17 protein-coding genes are annotated in these 17,998 nt (G+C 72.8%); 8 read left to right on the forward strand and 9 right to left on the reverse strand.

All coding sequences use genetic code 11. The features are described 5' to 3' along the window. The 4 genes from nrfD to AC2CHG_RS10900 all read right to left on the reverse strand — a co-directional run. Positions 1 to 841: NrfD/PsrC family molybdoenzyme membrane anchor subunit (gene nrfD, locus AC2CHG_RS10885; RefSeq protein ID WP_484524661.1), on the reverse strand; the 841-nt coding region annotated here is incomplete at its 3' end. After that, a complete protein-coding gene (locus AC2CHG_RS10890; protein ID WP_366623491.1) occupies positions 838 to 1,881 on the reverse strand; it encodes a 4Fe-4S dicluster domain-containing protein in 1,044 nt (347 codons plus the stop codon). The genes nrfD and AC2CHG_RS10890, both read right to left, overlap by 4 nt. After that, a complete protein-coding gene (gene fdh / locus AC2CHG_RS10895) occupies positions 1,874 to 5,197 on the reverse strand; it encodes a formate dehydrogenase (protein ID WP_402806303.1) in 3,324 nt (1,107 codons plus the stop codon). Before fdh ends, AC2CHG_RS10890 begins: the two co-directional genes overlap by 8 nt. 299 nt (positions 5,198 to 5,496) lie before the next feature. Next, complete coding sequence (locus tag AC2CHG_RS10900; RefSeq protein WP_484524662.1) at positions 5,497 to 6,084, reverse strand: hypothetical protein; 588 nt, start codon at positions 6,082 to 6,084, stop codon at positions 5,497 to 5,499. A 946-nt stretch (positions 6,085 to 7,030) separates the two neighbouring features. On the opposite strand from AC2CHG_RS10900, the gene AC2CHG_RS10905 reads away from it, so the two are divergent. Then, positions 7,031 to 7,357 carry a hypothetical protein gene (locus AC2CHG_RS10905; RefSeq protein WP_013476750.1) on the forward strand — a complete coding sequence of 109 codons (327 nt, stop codon included), beginning with the start codon at positions 7,031 to 7,033 and terminating at the stop codon, positions 7,355 to 7,357. After that, entirely contained in the window at positions 7,354 to 8,004 is a 651-nt protein-coding gene (locus AC2CHG_RS10910; protein WP_484524663.1) for a nucleotidyl transferase AbiEii/AbiGii toxin family protein, read from the forward strand. The genes AC2CHG_RS10905 and AC2CHG_RS10910 overlap by 4 nt, the downstream gene beginning before the upstream one ends. 70 nt (positions 8,005 to 8,074) lie before the next feature. Here AC2CHG_RS10910 and AC2CHG_RS10915 read toward each other — a convergent pair whose 3' ends face one another. After that, positions 8,075 to 8,977 (reverse strand): SDR family oxidoreductase, encoded by a 903-nt coding sequence (locus AC2CHG_RS10915; RefSeq protein WP_402806314.1) that lies wholly within the window; start codon positions 8,975 to 8,977, stop codon positions 8,075 to 8,077. Positions 8,978 to 9,128: 151 nt separating this feature from the next. Between AC2CHG_RS10915 and AC2CHG_RS10920 the strand changes: the two genes are divergently transcribed. Further along, a complete protein-coding gene (locus AC2CHG_RS10920) occupies positions 9,129 to 10,919 on the forward strand; it encodes a bifunctional metallophosphatase/5'-nucleotidase (protein WP_366626216.1) in 1,791 nt (596 codons plus the stop codon). A gap of 39 nt (positions 10,920 to 10,958) precedes the next feature. On the opposite strand, the gene AC2CHG_RS10925 is transcribed toward AC2CHG_RS10920, so the two are convergent. After that, a complete protein-coding gene (locus tag AC2CHG_RS10925; protein WP_262015795.1) occupies positions 10,959 to 11,144 on the reverse strand; it encodes a hypothetical protein in 186 nt (61 codons plus the stop codon). 95 nt (positions 11,145 to 11,239) lie between these two features. Between AC2CHG_RS10925 and AC2CHG_RS10930 the strand changes: the two genes are divergently transcribed. After that, positions 11,240 to 12,274, forward strand: a complete 1,035-nt coding sequence (locus AC2CHG_RS10930; RefSeq protein ID WP_484524664.1) for an NAD(P)-dependent alcohol dehydrogenase — start codon at positions 11,240 to 11,242, stop codon at positions 12,272 to 12,274. Here the strand turns inward: AC2CHG_RS10930 and AC2CHG_RS10935 are convergent. Continuing rightward, a complete protein-coding gene (locus tag AC2CHG_RS10935) occupies positions 12,261 to 13,391 on the reverse strand; it encodes a geranylgeranyl reductase family protein (RefSeq protein ID WP_366626221.1) in 1,131 nt (376 codons plus the stop codon). The genes AC2CHG_RS10930 and AC2CHG_RS10935 overlap by 14 nt on opposite strands. 143 nt (positions 13,392 to 13,534) lie before the next feature. On the opposite strand from AC2CHG_RS10935, the gene AC2CHG_RS10940 reads away from it, so the two are divergent. Then, a complete protein-coding gene (locus AC2CHG_RS10940) occupies positions 13,535 to 13,771 on the forward strand; it encodes a hypothetical protein (RefSeq protein WP_013286401.1) in 237 nt (78 codons plus the stop codon). Positions 13,772 to 13,842: 71 nt separating this feature from the next. Then, the gene (locus AC2CHG_RS10945) at positions 13,843 to 15,297 is read left to right on the forward strand and encodes an MFS transporter (RefSeq protein WP_484524665.1); all 1,455 of its coding nucleotides are present in this window, start codon (positions 13,843 to 13,845) and stop codon (positions 15,295 to 15,297) included. Here AC2CHG_RS10945 and AC2CHG_RS10950 read toward each other — a convergent pair. After that, positions 15,270 to 15,827, reverse strand: a complete 558-nt coding sequence (locus AC2CHG_RS10950; protein WP_262015798.1) for a helix-turn-helix domain-containing protein — start codon at positions 15,825 to 15,827, stop codon at positions 15,270 to 15,272. The two genes, AC2CHG_RS10945 and AC2CHG_RS10950, sit on opposite strands and share 28 nt — an antisense overlap. Before the next feature lie 71 nt (positions 15,828 to 15,898). On the opposite strand from AC2CHG_RS10950, the gene AC2CHG_RS10955 reads away from it, so the two are divergent. Both AC2CHG_RS10955 and AC2CHG_RS10960 read left to right on the forward strand, forming a co-directional pair. Next, positions 15,899 to 16,240, forward strand: a complete 342-nt coding sequence (locus AC2CHG_RS10955; protein WP_262015799.1) for a hypothetical protein — start codon at positions 15,899 to 15,901, stop codon at positions 16,238 to 16,240. Then, positions 16,237 to 17,154, forward strand: a complete 918-nt coding sequence (locus AC2CHG_RS10960; protein WP_484524666.1) for an alpha/beta hydrolase family protein — start codon at positions 16,237 to 16,239, stop codon at positions 17,152 to 17,154. The genes AC2CHG_RS10955 and AC2CHG_RS10960 overlap by 4 nt, the downstream gene beginning before the upstream one ends. A gap of 51 nt (positions 17,155 to 17,205) precedes the next feature. Here AC2CHG_RS10960 and AC2CHG_RS10965 read toward each other — a convergent pair whose 3' ends face one another. Continuing rightward, positions 17,206 to 17,757, reverse strand: coding sequence for a hypothetical protein (locus AC2CHG_RS10965; RefSeq protein WP_194803481.1), 552 nt, complete (start codon positions 17,755 to 17,757; stop codon positions 17,206 to 17,208). Positions 17,758 to 17,998 lie beyond the last annotated feature (241 nt).

Genomic DNA, 17,998 nt, shown 5'->3' on the forward strand with positions numbered 1-17,998 from the left:
GCGCCGGACCGGCCTGCGCGCCGGGCGCGGCCACCAGCCCGACACCGGCGCCGCTGGCCAGGGCACTGCCCGCGAAGATGGCGGGCAGTTCCGGGTACGCCTCGTGCCACGACGGCACCGCCGTGTCCGCCAGCAGCACCCCGGTGTACGTGGCGAGCGCCGGCGCGGTGACGGCGGCGACCACACCGGCGGCGTGCCCGGCCGGAGGCAGCAGCCGGCGGCCGAGCCCCAGCACGCCCCGCTCGGGCAGCAGCGGAGCCGCCTCGGCGATCGCCGCGACCCCGGCGGCCGGGCCGAACACGCTGAGGATCCAGGTGCCCACCGACATCGGCGAGGTCACCTTCGCCACCCGCAGCATGTGGTGGAAGCGCGACGGCCGGCCCAGGTCGTTCACCAGGAAGTACGTGCTCGCGCCCACGGCGGCGAGCGCGGTGACCCGGCCGGCGCGCCGCAGCGCGGGACGGCCGGTGAGCTGCCCGCCCGCCGCCAGCAGCGACGAACCGGCGGCGAGACCGCCGGTGAACAGGTACGCGGCGATGTCCCACCGCCACACCGGCGGCTTGAGGATGGGCCGGCCGTAGTAGGAGGTGAACTCGGCCGGCGGGACGTTGAGCTGCTCCCCGCCGCCCTTGCCGCGGCGCCGGCGTGGTGCCGCGTCGCGGGGCGGGTGCGGGGCCAGGCCGGCCTCGCGGGAGCCCGCGTCGGTGCGGCCCACCCCGGGACCGGCCGCGGTGGCCCGGCTGCCGTTCTCCCGCTCGGCGGCGCCGCCGTTCTCCTGTTCGGCGGACAGACGCTCGCGGAAGCGGCGGAACAGGTCACCGACCGGGCGGTCCGGGCTCACGACGATCCTCCGACGAACGCGGCGACGGCAGCCGCCGCCATGGCCAGGGCGGCGAACCCGGCCCGCTTCCACATCTTCGGCAGGTCCCGGGTGGTGACCACCGGGTCCGGCGGCAGCCCGTACACCTCGGGCTCGTCCAGCAGCAGGAAGAACGCGCCGTCGCCGCCGACGCCGTCGGTCGGGTCGTGGCCGTACAGGCGCGCCTCCGGCACGCCGCGCTCGTGCAGCGCGGTGACCCGCTTGGCGGCCCGTTCCCGCAGTTCGTCGAGCGGGCCGTACTGGATCGACTCGGTCGGGCACGCCTGCGCGCAGGCGGGTGTCATGCCCGCGCCGATCCGGTCGTAGCACAGCGTGCACTTCCACGCCCGGCCGTCGCCCTTGCGCTGGTCGATCACGCCGTACGGGCAGGCGGAGATGCAGTAGCCGCAGCCGTTGCAGATGTCCTCCTGCACCACCACCGTGCCGAACTCGGTACGGAACAGCGAACCGGTCGGGCACACGTCCAGGCAGGCCGCGTGCGTGCAGTGCTTGCACACGTCGGACATCATCAGCCAGCGGAAGTCGGTGCGGTTCTCCGGGCCGGTGGCCCGCCCGGGCGGCTGGGTGCCGGGCATGCCGAGGAACTCCGGACCGGCCGCCATCCGCGCCGCCGCCTCCGGCTGCCCCGGCGGCAGGCCGGGATTCGTACCCGTGTCGGGGGCCGTGACGGCCCCGACCGCCGCCGACGCCGGGCTGATCGCCGGGCCGGTCGGGTCGCCGGCGAACGGCGGCGTGCGATGCCCGGCCGGGCGGGGCTGCTCGATGAACGCGACGTGCCGCCACGAGTTCGCGGTGAGCGCGCCGGTGTTGTCGTACGACATGCCGAGCAGGTCGAAACCCGAGTCGGGGACGCCGTTCCACTCCTTGCAGGCCACCTCGCACGCCTTGCAGCCGATGCAGACGCTGGTGTCGGTGAAGAAACCCATCCGGGGCGGCGCGTCGACCCAGCCCGCGTCCGGGGCCGGGTCGAGCGGGCCGTACAGGCTGTTGGCGTCAGGCATCCCGATCCCCGTCCTGGTGCGCGGCGGCCGACTGCTCGTCCGTGCTGCCGGCGGCGTCGTCCCCGCCTGCGGCGTCGGTGGTCACCACCGGCACCTTGCGGTCCGGCGTCATCCCGGCCCGCCGCTGGTAGTCGCCGACCAGGTCGAGCAGCGGCGGGCCGGTGGGCCGCCGCCCGGGCCGGATGTCGCAGGTGCCGACCTTGCTCTCCTGGATGAGGACGTTCGGGTCCAGCGTGATGCCGAACAGGTCGTTCGCCGAGTCGCCGGTGACCAGACCCTCGGTGCCGAAGTGGTACGGCAGCCAGACCTGGTGGATGATCCGGCCGTCCACCCGCAGCGGGGTGAGCCGGTCGGTGACCAGCACCCGCGCCTCGATCACCGCGCGGCCGCTGATCAGGTGCGCCCAGCCCAGGTGGGCCAGCCCGACCTCGCCGGCCAGCTCCGGGGACACCTCGACGAACATCTCCGGTTGCAGCTCCGCCAGGGGCGACACGGTACGGCTCATCCCACCGGCGGTGTGGTGCTCGGTGAGGCGGCTGACCGTGAACACGTACGGGAAGACCTGGCTGTGCGGCTCCGGCGGACTCGGGTTCATCCGGTTGATCGGGTGCTCGTAGATCTTGCGGGTCGGGTTGGCCTGCTGACCGTAGAGCGGGTTGCGCATCGGCGACTCGGCCGGCTCGTAGTGCGTCGGCAGGGGGCCGTCGAGGACGCCGCTCGGCGCGTACAGCCACGCCTTGCCGTCGCCCTGCATGACGAACGGGTCGTCGCCGGCGAGCGCGGCCGGGCCCGACGCGCCCTCCGGCGGCCGGTACGACGGCGGCTTCGTCTTCTCGAAGTCCGGCACGTCGTAGCCGGTCCACTCGCCGGCGTCCGGATCCCACCAGACGTACTTCTTGCGCTCGCTCCACGGCCGGCCCTCCGGGTCGGCGGAGGCGCGGTTGTAGAGCGTGCGGCGGTTCGCCGGCCACGCCCAGCCCCACTCGGCGGCCACCCAGTCCTGCTCGTGGCGGGACCGGCGGCGGGCCGCCTGGTTCACCCCGTCGGCGTAGACGCCGGAGTAGATCCAGCAGCCGATCGCCGTGGAGCCGTCGTCGCGGGCCTCGCCGAACGCGCTGAGCAGGCGGCCGGTCGCCACCTCGTACCCGTTGATCTCCTTGAGCACCGCCTCGGCGCTCGGCTCCGCGTGCGGACCGTGCGTGGGGTAGTCCCAGGCCAGGTCGAGCAGCGCGCGGTCGCGGCGCGCGGTGGAGCCGGCCAGCTTCTCCCGCAGCACCCGGCCGAGGTGGTAGAAGAACCACAGCTCGGAGCGGGCGTCGCCCGGCGGGTCGACGGCCTTCTCCCGCCACTGCAGCAGCCGCTGCGTCTGGGTGAAGGTGCCCTCCTTCTCCACGTGCGAGGCCGCCGGCAGGAAGAACACCTCGGTCCGGCACTCCTCCGGCACGATCTCCCCGGTGGCGACCTCCGGGCTGTTCTTCCAGAACGTGGCGCTCTCGATCATGAACAGGTCGCGGACGACGAGCCAGTCCAGGTTGGCCATGCCCAGACGCTGGGCCCGGCCGTGCGCGGAGCCGACCGCCGGGTTCTGGCCGAGCAGGAAGTAGCCCTTCACCTTGCCGTCGATCATGTTCAGGACCTGCTGGTACGTGCCGTGGTCGCCGGTCATCCGGGGCATGTAGCCGTAGCAGAAGTCGTTCTCCGGCGTCGCCGCGTCACCCCAGTACGCCTTGAGCAGGCTCGCCGCGAAGGCACGCGAGTTGCCCCAGAAGCCCTTCTGGCCCGGGTGCCGGATGCTGTCCACCCACTTGTCGAACGTCGGGTGGTCGGCGTGGTGCGGCATCGGCAGGTAGCCGGGCAGCAGGTTGAACAGCGTCGGAATGTCGGTGGAGCCCTGGATGCTGGCGTGCCCGCGCAGCGCCAGGATGCCGCCGCCCGGGCGGCCCATGTTGCCTAGCAGCGTCTGGATGATCGAGCCGGTACGGATGTACTGCACACCGACGCTGTGCTGCGTCCAGCCGACCGAGTAGACGAGCGCGCCGGTGCGCTCCCGGCCCGAGTTCTCCGTCCAGGCGCGCGCCAGCTCGAGGAACCTCTCCTCCGGGATCCCGCACACCCGGGCCACCATCTCCGGGGTGTAGCGGGCGAAGTGCCGCTTCAGGATCTGGTAGACGCAGCGCGGGTGCTGCAACGTCTCGTCCCGCGGGGCCTGCGCCGGGACCGGCTCGCCGTGCGACTCGTGCTCCAGCCCGGAGGCCGAGTCACGTTCCTTGCCGGTGCCCCGGGCCTTGGCGTTGTCCTCCTGGCCCTCGTACTGCCAGCTCGCGTGGTCGTACGAGCCGGTGTCCGGGTTGTAACCGGAGAACAGGCCGTCCAGGTCCTCGGTGTCGGCGAACTGCTCGCTGACGATGTTCGCCGCGTTGGTGTACGCCAGCACGTACTCCCGGAAGTCCAGCTCGTTCTCCAGGATGTAGCGCACCACGCCGCCGAGCAGCGCGATGTCCGTGCCCGCGCGGATCGGCAGGTACGTGTCGGCGAGCGCGCTGGTACGTGTGAACCGCGGGTCGACATGGAAGACCTTCGCGCCGCGCTTCTTCGCCTCCATCACCCACTGGAAGCCCACCGGGTGGGCCTCGGCCATGTTCGAGCCCTGGATGATGATGACGTCAGCGTTGGCGAGATCCTGCTGGAAGTCCGTGGCGCCGCCGCGACCGAAGCTGGTCCCCAGACCGGGGACGGTGGCGGAGTGTCAAATACGGGCCTGGTTCTCGATCTGGAGTGCCCCCATCGCGGTGAACAGCTTCTTGATGAGGTAGTTCTCCTCGTTGTCCAGCGTCGCGCCGCCGAGGCTGGAGATGCCCAGCGTCCGGTTCAGCGGGCGGCCCTCGTCGTCGACGTCCTCCCAGGTCTCCGCGCGGGCGGCGAGGATCCGGTCGGCGATCATGTCGAGCGCGACGTCGAGGTCAAGGTCTTCCCACTCGGTCGCGTACGGCCGGCGGTAGCGGACCTTGGTCTGGCGCAGCGGGCTGGTCACCAGGCTCTTGCTGGCCGAGCCCTTCGGGCAGAGCCGGCCGCGCGAGATCGGGCTGTCCGGGTCGCCCTCGATCTGGGTGATCTTGCCGTCGGAGTGGAAGACGCGCTGCCCGCAGCCGACCGCGCAGTACGGGCAGACCGAGCGGGCCATGCCGTCGGCGGACTCGGTGCGAGGGCTCAGCTCGGCGGACCGCGCCGACTGGGCGGCGGCGCCGCGACCGAGCGGGTCGGTGCCGGTGAGTTGCCGGTAGACCGGCCACCCCTGGATGAACGTCTTGAACCCCATCCGTGCACCCCCTCTCCGTCGAGAACGGCTCACCTCTGCCTGTAACCCTAGGCCAGCGGCCAGGGGCGTGCGACTCGAGCCCACAGACAGAGCCGCCCCGGCCGGATGGCCGGGGCGGCTCTGGGCGTCGGTGTGCATGTCGCCTCTCGGCGAGTGGCGCGACGCGGCTCCAGCCGAACGGTATTCCGCGAAGGCAATTTAGGTGAGGCCCGGGGACACTGGACACACCGACGCTCTGCACAACGGTACCGGGGTCACGGTTCTTCCGCTCGTTCGTCGTGACCCCGGTCACCGCCGGGTCAGCTGTTCCAGTGCTCGGCGACCAGGTCGGCGGCCTGCTGCTCCCACTGGGCGTAGTGGTCCGGGTAGGCCGACACCTGGACGGTCTGGGCGGCGGCGGTCAGCGGCATGTCGCGCCAGCCGTCGACCTGCTTCAGACCCTTCAGGAAGGCGGTGGTGGAGTATTCGGGGTCGGTGATCTGCTCGACCGTGCCCCAACCACTGGAGGGGCGCTGCTGGAACAGGCCCTGCGAGTCGTGGTCGTTGCGGTCGCCGAGGTGGCCGAGGTTCTCCAGCTTCGACTCCTGCAGTGCGGTGGCGATGGAGACGACGGCGGCGCGTTCGTCCATGCCGGCCTTCTTCGTGGCGGCGATGATGGCCTTGACGTTGGCGGTCTGCTCGTCGTCGAGGTCGATGTGGGACTGGGTGCCCTGGACGCCGTGCGGGATGAGCGCGGCGCTGTCCAGCTTCGCGGCGGCCTGGGTGGTGGTCACGGCCGTGTCGCGCACCGGGGTGCCGGTGTCGTGGTTGAGAGGGCCGGCGGCGAGGCCACCGGCGACGGTCAGACCGGCGATACCGAGAATGCTCTTACGCAGGATCGTGTTCATGGTGGGCTCCGTTCGGGGGTCGACGCCCGCGCCGAGGGGGGTTCGGTGCGGGTGCGAGCACCGTCAGGCGCTCAAGAAGTCTTCGGGGGATCTCCGGCGGCCTGCTGACGCGGCCCGCGGACGCCCGGGGGTGGCGTACGGGGCTCACTGGTCGCGCCGGAGACATGCACAACGACCGCCGGCCCGGGGTCATTCCCGGGTGCCGCTGCCCGCGTGCCAGGGGGCGCCGGGAGTGCTGCTGCGGTCGTTCACCAGGTATAACGCCCAGCCACCATCCCCGATTCCGCCGCCCGGGTGTCCCCGACCACCCCAAAACCGGACACCCGACGCAGCCGCGTCGATCATGAGGTTGACGGCACATGATGTCCGGTTTACCCCCGGCAACCTCATGATCGATTGGGACGTCGGGCCGCCGACGGCAGATCCGCCTGCAACGCGGGCCCCGAGCGGACGTCGCCGGTCGGTGGAGAGCCTTCGCGAGCGATCTTGGTACGGAACGGCCCCCGGAAGGGCGGGAACGTACCAAGATCTCCATCCGCCTGCCGAGGGCATCGCCGCGAGGCGGATGTCGGCGCGAGCCCGCCCCGGCGAACCTCACCAGGCTCGGCGCACAGGCCACCACGGAGATCTTGGAAGGAAACGGCCCTCATGGGGGCCGAAATCGTCCAAGATCTCCAGCGGAGAGCCGCGCGAGGTGAACAAGACGAGCATCGCGACAGGCGATCATGAAGTTGACGGCACGAGCTGACCGGTTTGTCCGGTCCAACTTCATGATCGACGGGGCGAGCCCGGGCGAGGCCGGGCGCGGCGGGGCGCGGCGGGGCGGAGTGAGGCGGGCGCCGAGCGGGTGGCGGGCGGGCGGTCACGTGAGCGGGGCGAGTGCTGTGGGGGCGCTCCGCGGGGAAGGGACGCGGGGAAAGGGCCGGGTTGGGGTTACCCTGATGCCATGTCGGTCAGCGCGCACGCGTACCTCGCCCGTCCCGGGCGACCCGCCGTGGTGGCGCGCACCCTGGACGAGCTCACCGGTCCCACGACCGGCATCGTCGAGCTGCCGGTACGCCTGATGTGGAGCAGCGAACGCGCGTTCGACCTGGGCGACCCGGACGAGTTGCTCTGGATGTACGAGAACGTGCTGCGCGAGACGACCCGGGTGGAGGATCTGCGCGAGCTGATCCACGCGGGCACGTTGCGCCGGTTGTGGCCGCTGCTCAACCTGCCCCGGGGCGTACGCCTGGCCTGGGAGGGCCGGCACCGGAGCCTGCGCGCCGCGTGACCCATCCGCACGACTTCTACCGGCAGGTGGCCCGGGTGGCGCTGGCCGCGGCCGGCCCGCACCGTTTCGTGCTCGGCGGCGGCGTGGCGTGGGCCGTCCACGGCCTGGTCACCCGCCCCACCGAGGACGTCGACCTGTTCGCCGACGTGGAGGGCGCCGCCGCGGCGGCGGCCGACGGGGTACGCGCGGCGCTGGAGCGCGCCGGTTACCGGGTGGCCGAGGTGGACCCGGGCGGCCTGGGCGAGGTGTTCGACGGCTTCGACCGGGACCTGCGGGACTTCGTGGTGAGCCGGGACGGCCGGCAGATCCGCCTGAGCCTGGCCCGCCTGGACCGGCACCGCAGCCCGGTGGTGATGGACCTCGGCCCGGTCATGGACGTCCGCGACCTGATCGCCAACAAGACCGCCGCGCTGGTCAACCGGCGGGAGGTACGCGACTACATCGACGTCTCCGCCGCGCTGGACCGGTACACGGTCGCGGAGCTGCTGGAGCTGGCCCGGCAGGTCGATCCGGCGCTCGACGACGAGGACGTGCGCGCGGCGGGCCGCTACCTGGACGGGCTGACCGACCGGCGGTTCACCCGCTACGGCCTGGACGCGCCGCAGATCGCCGAGGTGCGCCGCCGAATGGCCGCCTGGCCCCGCTGAGCAGCGGAACCAGACGACCGAGGGCGGGACCGGGCGGCCGGCACGGGCCGGAACGGGACCAGGCGGCGGCTCACTTCGTCGGGCGGCCCCCGGTCACGCCGAGGATCTCGCCGGTGACGTAGCTCGACTCCTGGGAGGCGAAGTAGACGTACGCGGGCGCCAGCTCGGCCGGCTGACCGGGACGGCCCAGCGGCGTGTCGGTGCCGAACTGCTTCACCTTCTCCTCCGGCATGGTGGCCGGGATCAGCGGCGTCCAGATCGGGCCGGGCGCGACCGCGTTGACGCGGATGCCGCGCTCGGCCAGGTTCTGCGCGAGCGCCTTGGTGAAGTTGGCGATGGCGGCCTTTGTGGTGGCATAGTCGAGCAGCTGCGGCGACGGGTCGAACGCCTGGATCGACGACGTGTTGATGATCGTCGAGCCTTCCTTCATGTGCGGCACCGCGAACTTGCAGAGCCAGAACATGGCGTACACGTTGGTCTTGAAGACGCGGTCGAACTGCTCGGTGGTGATGTCGAGCAGGCCGTTGTCCTGCGACATCTGGTACGCCGCGTTGTTGACCAGGATGTCGACGCCGCCGAGGTCGCGCAGCGCCTGGTCGACGAGGGCGCGGCAGTTGGCCTCCTCGCGCAGGTCGCACCGGACCGCGACGCCGGTGCGCCCGGCCTGCTCGATCAGGGCGACCGTCTCCCGGGCGTCCTTCTCCTCCTCGTCGGCGAGGTAGGTGACGAGCACGTCGGCACCCTCGCGGGCGAAGGCGATCGCCACGGCCCGGCCGATGCCGGAGTCGCCGCCGGTGATGATCGCGCGCTTGCCGGTGAGCCGGTCGCTGCCCCGGTACGACTCCTCGCCGTGGTCGGGCTTCGGCCCCATCTCCTGCTCGTTGCCGGGCGGCGTCTGCTGCTGCGACGGCTGGCCCTCCTGCTGTCCGTACTGCTCGGCCGGATGCTGCTGGGTGAACTGGTCCTCGCTCATGGATGCGCCCCTACCCCGGTGACCGGCGGGAAAACAGCAGCCTGTGACCGGAAGGGAAACGATTCGGGCCGGTGTGGCGCAGGTGACATGTGGTGGTTATGGTGCGCAACGGCGCCCACGAGGCGCGTACCCCCATTCGGAAAGGCACCTCATGACCTCCTCCTCCGGCGCCTCCCGGCGCCAGGTGCTGGCCGTCGCGGCCGCCGCCGCGACCGCTCCCCTGCTGGCCGGCGCGCCCGCCGAGGCGAAGCCGAAGCAGCCGAAGACCTGGGACCTGACGATCCTCGGCACGTCGGACACCCACGGCAACGTCTACAACTGGGACTACTACAAGGACGCCGAGTTCGACGACAGCAAGCACAACGACGTCGGCGTCGCGAAGCTCGCCACCCTGGTCAACCAGATCCGGGCCGAGCGCAAGGGCAGGGCCACGCTGGTCCTGGACGCCGGTGACACGATCCAGGGCACGCCGCTGGCGACGTACTACGCCAAGCAGGAGCCGATCACCAGCACCGGTGAGACGCACCCGATGGCCCGCGCCATGAACATCCTCAAGTACGACGCGGTGACGCTCGGCAACCACGAGTTCAACTACGGCCTGCCGCTGCTGGCCACCTGGATCGAGCAGCTCGGGTTCCCGGCCCTGGCCGCGAACGCGCTCAACGCGAAGACCGGCAAGCCGGCGTTCCTCCCGTACGTGATCAAGGAGGTCAAGCTCGGCGGGCACGGCGCGCCGAAGCTGCGCGTCGGCATCCTCGGCCTGACCAACCCCGGCGTGGCCATCTGGGACAAGGGCAACGTCGAGGGCCGCCTGGTCTTCGCCGACATGGTCGCCACCGCCGCGAAGTGGGTGCCGGAGATGCGCCGCCGCGGCGCCGACCTGGTCGTCATCTCCGCGCACGGCGGCGACAGCGGCACCTCCAGCTACGGCCCGGAGCTGCCGAACGAGAACCCGACCGCGCTGATCGCCGAGCAGGTCCCCGGCATCGACGCGATCCTGTTCGGCCACGCGCACAACGAGGTGCCGGAGAAGTTCGTCACCAACCTCACCACCGGCGAGCGGGTCCTCACCTCGGAGCCGTCGAAGTGGGGCCAGCGGCTGACCCGGATGGACTTCACGCTGACCCGGGAGAAGGGCCGCTGGGCGGTCACCGCCAAGTCGGCCACCACGCTGAACACCAACACCGTGGTCGAGGACCCGGCGGTGCTCGCGGCCGTGCGCGGCCAGCACACCAAGACCGTCGAGTACGTCAACCGGGTCGTCGCCCGGTCGAGCGTGGAGCTGTCGGCCGCCGAGTCGCGGTACAAGGACACCCCGATCCTGGACTTCATCAACCACGTCCAGACCGAGGTGGTCACCGAGGCCCTCGCGGCCGGCGAGTACGCGGGCCTGCCGGTGCTGTCCATCGCCGCGCCGTTCAGCCGTACCGCGGTGTTCCCGCAGGGCGACGTGCGGATCCGCGACGTGGCGGGCCTCTACGTGTACGACAACACGCTGGAGGCGGTCGTGCTGACCGGCGCCGAGGTGAAGGCGTACCTGGAGTACTCGGCGAAGTACTTCGTCACGCTGCCGGCCGGCGCGCCGGTGAACCCGGAGACGATCAGCGACCCGGCGGTGCCGGACTACAACTACGACGTGTTCTCCGGCGTCGACTACGACATCGACATCGCCGAGCCGGTCGGCCAGCGGATCACCCGCCTGGTGCTGGCCGGCACCGACACCCCGGTCGCGGCGGACGCCCGGTTCGTGGTGGCGGTGAACAACTACCGGCGTAGCGGCGGCGGCAACTTCCCGGGCATCGTGAAGACCCAGGTCTACAACGCCCAGCAGGAGATCCGCCAGCTGCTCATCGACTGGGCACAGGCCAAGGGCGTCATCGACCCGGCCGACTTCTTCGTACCCAACTGGAAGCTGGTCCGCGACGGCGTGCCGGTCTTCTGACCGTGAGGCGACGGGGTCCGGGCGCGTGCCCGGGCCCCGTCAGCCGCCCGCGCGAAGGTGCCACTCCGACTCCCCGCCGGCCGGGTCCGGCCGGTCCGGCGGGAACTCGGTCTCGGCGGACTCGATCCGCTCCTCCGGGCGCACCCGGGCCGGCAGTTCGCCGAAGCGGACGTGCCGCAGGAACGCGTACTCCTCGTCGGTGAACGACTCGGCCGGCTCGCTCATGACCGCATTGTGCGCTCGCCCGTTGCGTCTCCGCATCAACCGCTACGGCAGGGGTATGCCGCCGCGACGACCGTGGGCGACGAGGTGGAGGAGACATGCGCGCAGTACGGATGACCGCACCCGGTGTGCTGGAGCACACGGAGGTGCCCACGCCGCAGGCCGGCCCGGGTGAGGTGCTGGTGCGCGTCGGCGCGGTCGGCGCCTGCCACTCCGACCTGCACATCCTCGACGCGCCGGCCGGGGTGTTCCCGATGCCGATGACGCTCGGGCACGAGATCGCCGGCACCGTCGACACGGTAGGCGCGGGAGTTCTCGGCTGGTCGCCCGGCGACCGGGCCGCGGTCTACGGCATCATCGGCTGCGGCTACTGCCGGGCCTGCCTGCGGGGCGAGGAGAACCGCTGCCGGGTCATCCCGGTCGGCGGCATCGGGCTCAGCCGCGACGGCGGGCTGGCCGATTACGTGGTGGTGCCCGCGTCCCGGCTGCTGCCGGTCGGCGACATGGACCTGACCCAGGCGGCGCCGCTGACCGACGCCGGGCTGACCCCGTACCACGCGGTGGACCTGGCGCGGCCCCGGCTGCGGCCCGGCACGTCCTGCGTGGTGATCGGCATCGGCGGCCTGGGGCACATGGGGTTGCAGATCCTGCTCGCCACCACCGCGGTGCGGATCATCGCGGTGGACACGAACACCGCCGCGCTGGACCTGGCCGGCCGCCTGGGCGCCCACCACACCGTGCAGGCCGGCCCGGACGCGGTGGAGAGGATCCGCGAACTGGTCGGGCCGGCGCCGGACGGCGCGGACGTGGTGCTCGACTTCGTCGGCGCGCAGCCCACACTGGACACCGCCCGGCAGGTGGTCGCCACCGGCGGCCAGATCCTGCTGGTGGGCCTGGCCGGCGGCACGCTGCCGGTGCGGCCGGTCGCCGACGAGCCGCCGCCGGTGCCGCTGGAGACCGGTGTGGTGGTGCCGTTCTGGGGCACCCGGGCGGAACTGCACGAGGTGATCGCGCTGGCCCGCGACGGCCGGCTGCACGCCGACGTGCACACGTTCCCCCTCGCGGAGGCGCCGCAGGCGTACGAGGCGCTGCGCCGGGGCGAGGTGCGGGGGCGGGCGGTCATCGTCCCCTGACGGCGGCGGGCAGGCGGTCGAGCAGCGCCAGCCCGGCCCGCACCGGCCGCCGGTCGAGCACCTCGGCGAAGCTCGCCCGCCCCTGGCAGAACCGGACGAACATCCGCCAGCCGGGCGGGCTCGCCAGCATCGCGTGGAACACGTCGGGCCGCCGCTCGAACACCTCCAGCAGCCGGTGCCCGGCGCGCATCTCCGGCGTCAGCCGCCGGTCGACCTCCCGGGCGTACGCGTCGAGGTCACCGGCGGCCACCGCCTCGCCGGCCAGCCGGCCCGAGCGCAGCGCGTAGCTGATCCCCTCCCGGCTCCACGGCTCCAGCAGCCCGGCGGCGTCCCCGGCGACCAGCACCCGGCCGTGCCGCAGCGGTGAGTCCCCGGTGCGGCAGCGGGTCAGGTGACCGGAGTCGTGCTCCGGCCTCACCCCGGAAAGGCCGAGCCGGTCGGTGAAGTCGCGCAGGTAGGCGCGGGTGCGCTCGCCGTCGCCCCGGGCGGATATGACACCGACGGTGAGACGGTCGCCCTTGGGGAACACCCACGCGTACGAGCCGGGCAGCGGCCCCCAGTCGAGCAGCACCCGGCCGCGCCAGCGGTCCCGCTCGGCGGCGTCCACCGGCAGTTCCAGTTCCAGGCCGAGGTCGACCTGCCGGAAGCGCACCCCGACGTGGCGTGCCGTCACGCCGGACGAGCCGTCCGCGCCGATGACGGTACGGGCGCGTACCGTCTCACCGCCGGCCAGGCGCAGGCGTACCTCGTCGGGGTCCTGCTCGATCGCGCGGACCGCGACGCCCTCGCGGACCTGCGCGCCGGCGGCGACGGCGGCGGCGCGCAGCCGGTCGTCGAACTCCTCCCGGCGGATCATGGTGACCAGCGGCGCGGGGTGCCGGCGGGTGAACGCGCGTCGCCCGTCCCGGGTGAACGTGATCCGGTCGACCCGGTCGTGGGCGGGCACCTCGACACGCTCGGCGACCTCGGTGAGCGAGGTGCCGATCAGGCCGCCGCCGCACGTCTTGTACCGGGGGTGGGTGGCCCGTTCCACCACGAGCGTGCGGACGCCGGCCCGGGCCGCGGCATGCGCGGCGGAGAGTCCGGCGGGCCCGCCGCCGACCACGACGAGATCCATGATCACGGGTGCAGCCTAGGGCACCGCCGTGCCGCGCCGCCCGGTACGACAGTCGAACGGGTGAGCATCATCGCGGCCCGTCCGGGTAACCGCCGGTCGCCGGCCGTCCGCGGGTCGGGCGGTCCACGCCGAGGAGGGAAGCGATGCCTCAGGTCCAGCTGTCTGCGGTCGAGGAACGGGTCTACCAGGCGGTGTCCGCGCTGGAGGTGCAGGGACACGTCCCCTACCCGGACCTGATCGCCCAGGAGACCGGGATGACCGAGGAGGAGCTGCGCGAGCCGCTGCACTCGCTCACCGAGCGAGGGCTGCTGCATCGCGAGGACTCCCCGATGTCCGGCCTGGACTTCGGACCCCGGTGGTGCGCGCGCCAGATGGCGTGATCGAGTCGTTTGCCCCACCGGGCACCGGGTAGCGATCGGAGTCGGGTGATCGACGGTCAGCGGGGGGCACGATGAGCGAGGGCCGGTCGTCGACGCCGGTGCAGGACACCGGGTACGACGGCCGGCGTCGCTGGCGCGCGCTGAGCGTCGGCCTGATCGCGGCGTTCATGACGCTGCTGGACGTCAGCATCGTCAACGTCGCGGTGCCGTCGATCGACCGGGCGCTGCACGCCACGCCGAGCGACCTGCAGTGGGTGCTGTCCGGGTACGCACTGACGTTCGGCCTGGTGCTGGTGCCGGCCGGGCGGTTCGGCGACGCGCGCGGGCGGCGTACCGCGTTCGTGGTCGGGGTCGGCCTGTTCACGCTGGCCAGCGCGCTGGCCGGGCTGGCCCGTTCACCGGAGTGGCTGGTCGTCGCCCGGCTCGTCCAGGGCGCCGCCGCCGGCGTGGTGAACCCCCAGGTCAGCGGCATGATCCAGGAGCTGTTCCGGGGCTCCGACCGGGGCCGGGCGTTCGGGCTGCTGGGCGCGACGATCGGTATCTCCACCGCCGTGGGGCCGCTGCTCGGCGGTCTGCTCATCCAGCTCGGCGGCGCCGAGCACGGCTGGCGGTGGGTGTTCTTCGTGAACATCCCGGTCGGGATCGTGGCGATGCTGCTCGGCTGGCGGCTGATGCCGTCCCGGGCGACGAATCCGGCCGGACGGGGCCGGCTCGATCCGCTCGGGGTGCTGCTGCTCGGCGCCGGGGTGACGGTGATCCTGCTGCCGCTGGTGCAGCGGGAGCAGTGGCGGGGCCCGGGCAAGTGGCTGCTGATCCCCGTCGGCCTGCTGCTGCTCGCCGGGTTCGCGCTCTGGGAGCACCGGTACGGCCGGCGCGCCCAGCCGCTGTTCGACCTGCGGCTGTTCACGGTGCGCTCGTACACGCTGGGCGCGCTGATCGGCCTGATCTACTTCGCCGGGTTCACCGCGATCTTCTTCGTCTTCACGCTCTACCTCCAGATGGGGCTCGGCTACAGCGCGCTCGTGGCCGGTCTGGCGATCACGCCGTTCGCGCTCGGTTCGGCGCTCGCCTCCGCGCTCGGCGGCCGGGTGGTCACCCGGTACGGCCGTCCGCTGGTGGCGATCGGGCTGGTGGCCGTGGTGGCCGGGCTGATCGCGACCGACCTGGTGCTGGCGGGCGGGCCGCACGAGAACGTGCCGCTGCGGACCGCGCTGCCGTTGCTCGTCGCCGGGCTGGGCAGCGGCCTGGTGATCGCGCCGAACCAGACGCTCACGCTGTCCGAGGTGCCGGTGCCGATGGCCGGCAGCGGCGCGGGCATGCTCCAGACCGGGCAGCGCATCGGGTCGGCCGCGGGCATCGCCGCGGTGGGCGCGCTGTTCTTCTCCACGCTCGCCGACGGCCACGGCGACTGGAGTACGGCGTTCCGCCGCTCGCTGCTGCTCGCCGCCGGGATCATCGTGCTGGCGCTCGGTGCCGCCGTGGCGGACATCGTGGCCGGTCACCGGCGCTCGACGGGCCGCTCCTGATCGGCGCCGGGCAGCAGGACTGTGGTGAGCAGCCGCCGGGTGCGGCCGGGCCCGGGGCCGAGCGCCGCGTACTCGGCGAACAGCTCGCGGAACCGGGTGACGAACTCGGCGGTCTCGGTGTCGGTGGCGTGGAACGCGTTCTGCCGGTAGCCGGCGACGTCGCGGGCCAGGTCGGGGTCGCCGCGGTCGAGGTAGCCGTCGAAGTCGGCGAGCAGGCCCGCGACGAAGGTGAGGAACGCCTGCCGGTGCCGTTGCGGGCTCATGGCCCGGGCCTCGTCCGGGTCCACCGACGCGGCGGCCTCGTGGAGCCGGTAGCTGCGCTCGGTCGCGCCGCGGGCCCGCCGCTCCCCCACCGTGTGCAGCACGCCGTGGTCGGCGAGCGTGGCGACCTGCCGGTAGAGCGTGGCCGGCGGCACGTCGCTCAGCTCGGTGCGCAGGTCGGTGGTGGTGAGCGTGCGGCCGCCCAGGAACGCCTGGACGATGCGCAGCCGGACCGGGTGCATCAGCAGCTCCACGGTGTCGAGTGCCACAGTGGCTCCCCTTTTTGTTCTCGCCTCCGGTAATGTTCTCACCGACGATAACAGAAGCGAGGAGTCCACCGATGGCCACCATCGACCTCACCCCCCACCGCATCGACGTCCGGCTCACCACCGCCGAGAAGATCTGGGCCCTGCGCGGCGACCTGTCGTTCCCCCGCTCCGCCGTCAGCGGCGCCGTCGTCGTACCGGACGGCGCCCGCGCCACCCGTGGCATCCGGGCGCCCGGCCTCGGCGTGCCCCGCACGCGCAACGTCGGCACCTGGCGCGGCAAGGCCGGCAAGGAGTTCGTCAGCGTCCGCGGCGGCCAGCCGGCCGTCCGCATCACCCTCACCGGCCAGGCGTACGACTCCCTGCTCATCGGCGCCGACGACGCCGACGCCCTGGCCGCGGCGGTGCTGCCGTGACGGTCGACAGTCCGCTCGCCGTCGAGTCGGCCGGGCAGCGGCTGTCCGGCACACTCACGCTGCCCGACGGCGCCGGACCGCACCCGGTGGCGCTGCTGCTGCCCGGCTCCGGGCCGATCAACCGCGACGGCGACCACCGCCGCCTGCCGCTCGGCATCCAGCGGCACCTGGCCGCCGCGCTGAGCGGGGCCGGGATCGCTGTCGCCCGGTACGACAGGCGGGGCGTCGGCGAGAGCAGCGGCGAGTTCCTGCGTACCGGCTTCCACGACAACGTCGACGACGCGGCAGCGGTGTTCGCGGCGCTGCGCGACGACCCGGCCGTGGACGCCGGGCGGATGTTCCTGGTCGGGCACAGCGAGGGCGCGCTCACCGCCGTCGCGCTCGCCGCGCGTGGCGTACCGGTGGCCGGTCTGGTCCTGCTCTCCGCGCCCGTGCGCACCGGCGCCGAGGTGCTGCGCCGGCAGGCCGGGCGGCTGCTGCCCACCCTGCCCGCGCCGGTACGCCTGGTGTTCCGGCTCACCCGCACCGACCTGGTGGCGAAGGTGGCCCGCAACCACGAGAAGATCCTCGCCACCGACAAGGACGTGGCGTGGGTCGGCGGGCAGCGGCTCAACGCCCGCTGGTTCCGGGAGTTCCTGCGCTACGACCCCCGCCCGGACCTGGCCCGGATCGACGCCCCGATCCTCGCGCTCACCGGCGACAAGGACCTCCAGACCGACCCGGCCGACCTGCCGGTCATCGCCGCCCACGCCGGCGGGCCGGTGCAGACCGGGGTCCTGCCGGACGTCACCCACGTGCTGCGCCGCCAACCAGGTCCGCCGTCGCTGCGGGCGTACCGGGACGAGGCGAAGCAGCCGCTGGACCCGTCGGTGGTCGAGCCGGTGCTGTCGTGGCTCGCCGCGCACAGCGGCTGAGAGCACGCGAAAGGCCGGCACCCGGGTCGGGTACCGGCCTTTCGTCGGGTCTTACTTGTTCCAGTGCTCGGCGACAATCTCGGCGGCCTGCTTCTCCCACTGCGCGTACGCGTCGGGGTAGGCGCTGACCTGCACGGTCTGCGCGGCCTCGGTCAGCGGCATGTCCTGCCAGCCGTCGACCTGCTTGAGGCCCTTGAGGAACGCCAGCGTCGAGTACTCGGGGTCGGTGATCTGCTCCGGCGTACCCCAGCCGCTGGACGGCCGCTGCTGGAACAGGCCCAGCGAGTCGTGGTCGTTGCGGTCACCCAGGTGACCCAGGTTCTCCAGCTTCGACTCCTGCAGCGCGGTGGCGATCGAGACGACCGCGGCGCGCTCGGGCATGCCCGCCTTCTTGGTGGCCGCGATGATGGCCTTGGCGTTGGCGAGCTGCTCGTCGTTGAGGTCCACGTGCGACTGCTCGCCCTGCGGGCTCACGCCCCGGACCGCGACGGCGGCCGGCTTGGTGGTCTCCGCCGCGTGGGCGGCGACCGGGCCGGCGAACACGCCACCGGTGAAGGCGAGACCGGCGATACCGAGGATGCTCTTGCGCAGGATCGTGTTCATGGTGGGCTCCGTTCGGGGGTCGACGCATCCGGGGGGATGCGTGGGCACCGTCAGGCGCTCAGGGTTCTCGGGGGATCCGGCAGCGCGGGGGCGTGCCGGGTGCATCTGCAACGACCGACGACCCGGGGTTGTTCCCCGCCCACCAAACCCGCCCTCCCCGCCCGCCCACCCGCCCGCCACGGCGATCTTGGAGTTGTGGCGCCCAGGATGTCCATTATCCGAGGTCTGCGAGGTGCCACAA

This window comes from Micromonospora sp. ATLC20 (assembly GCF_057196585.1).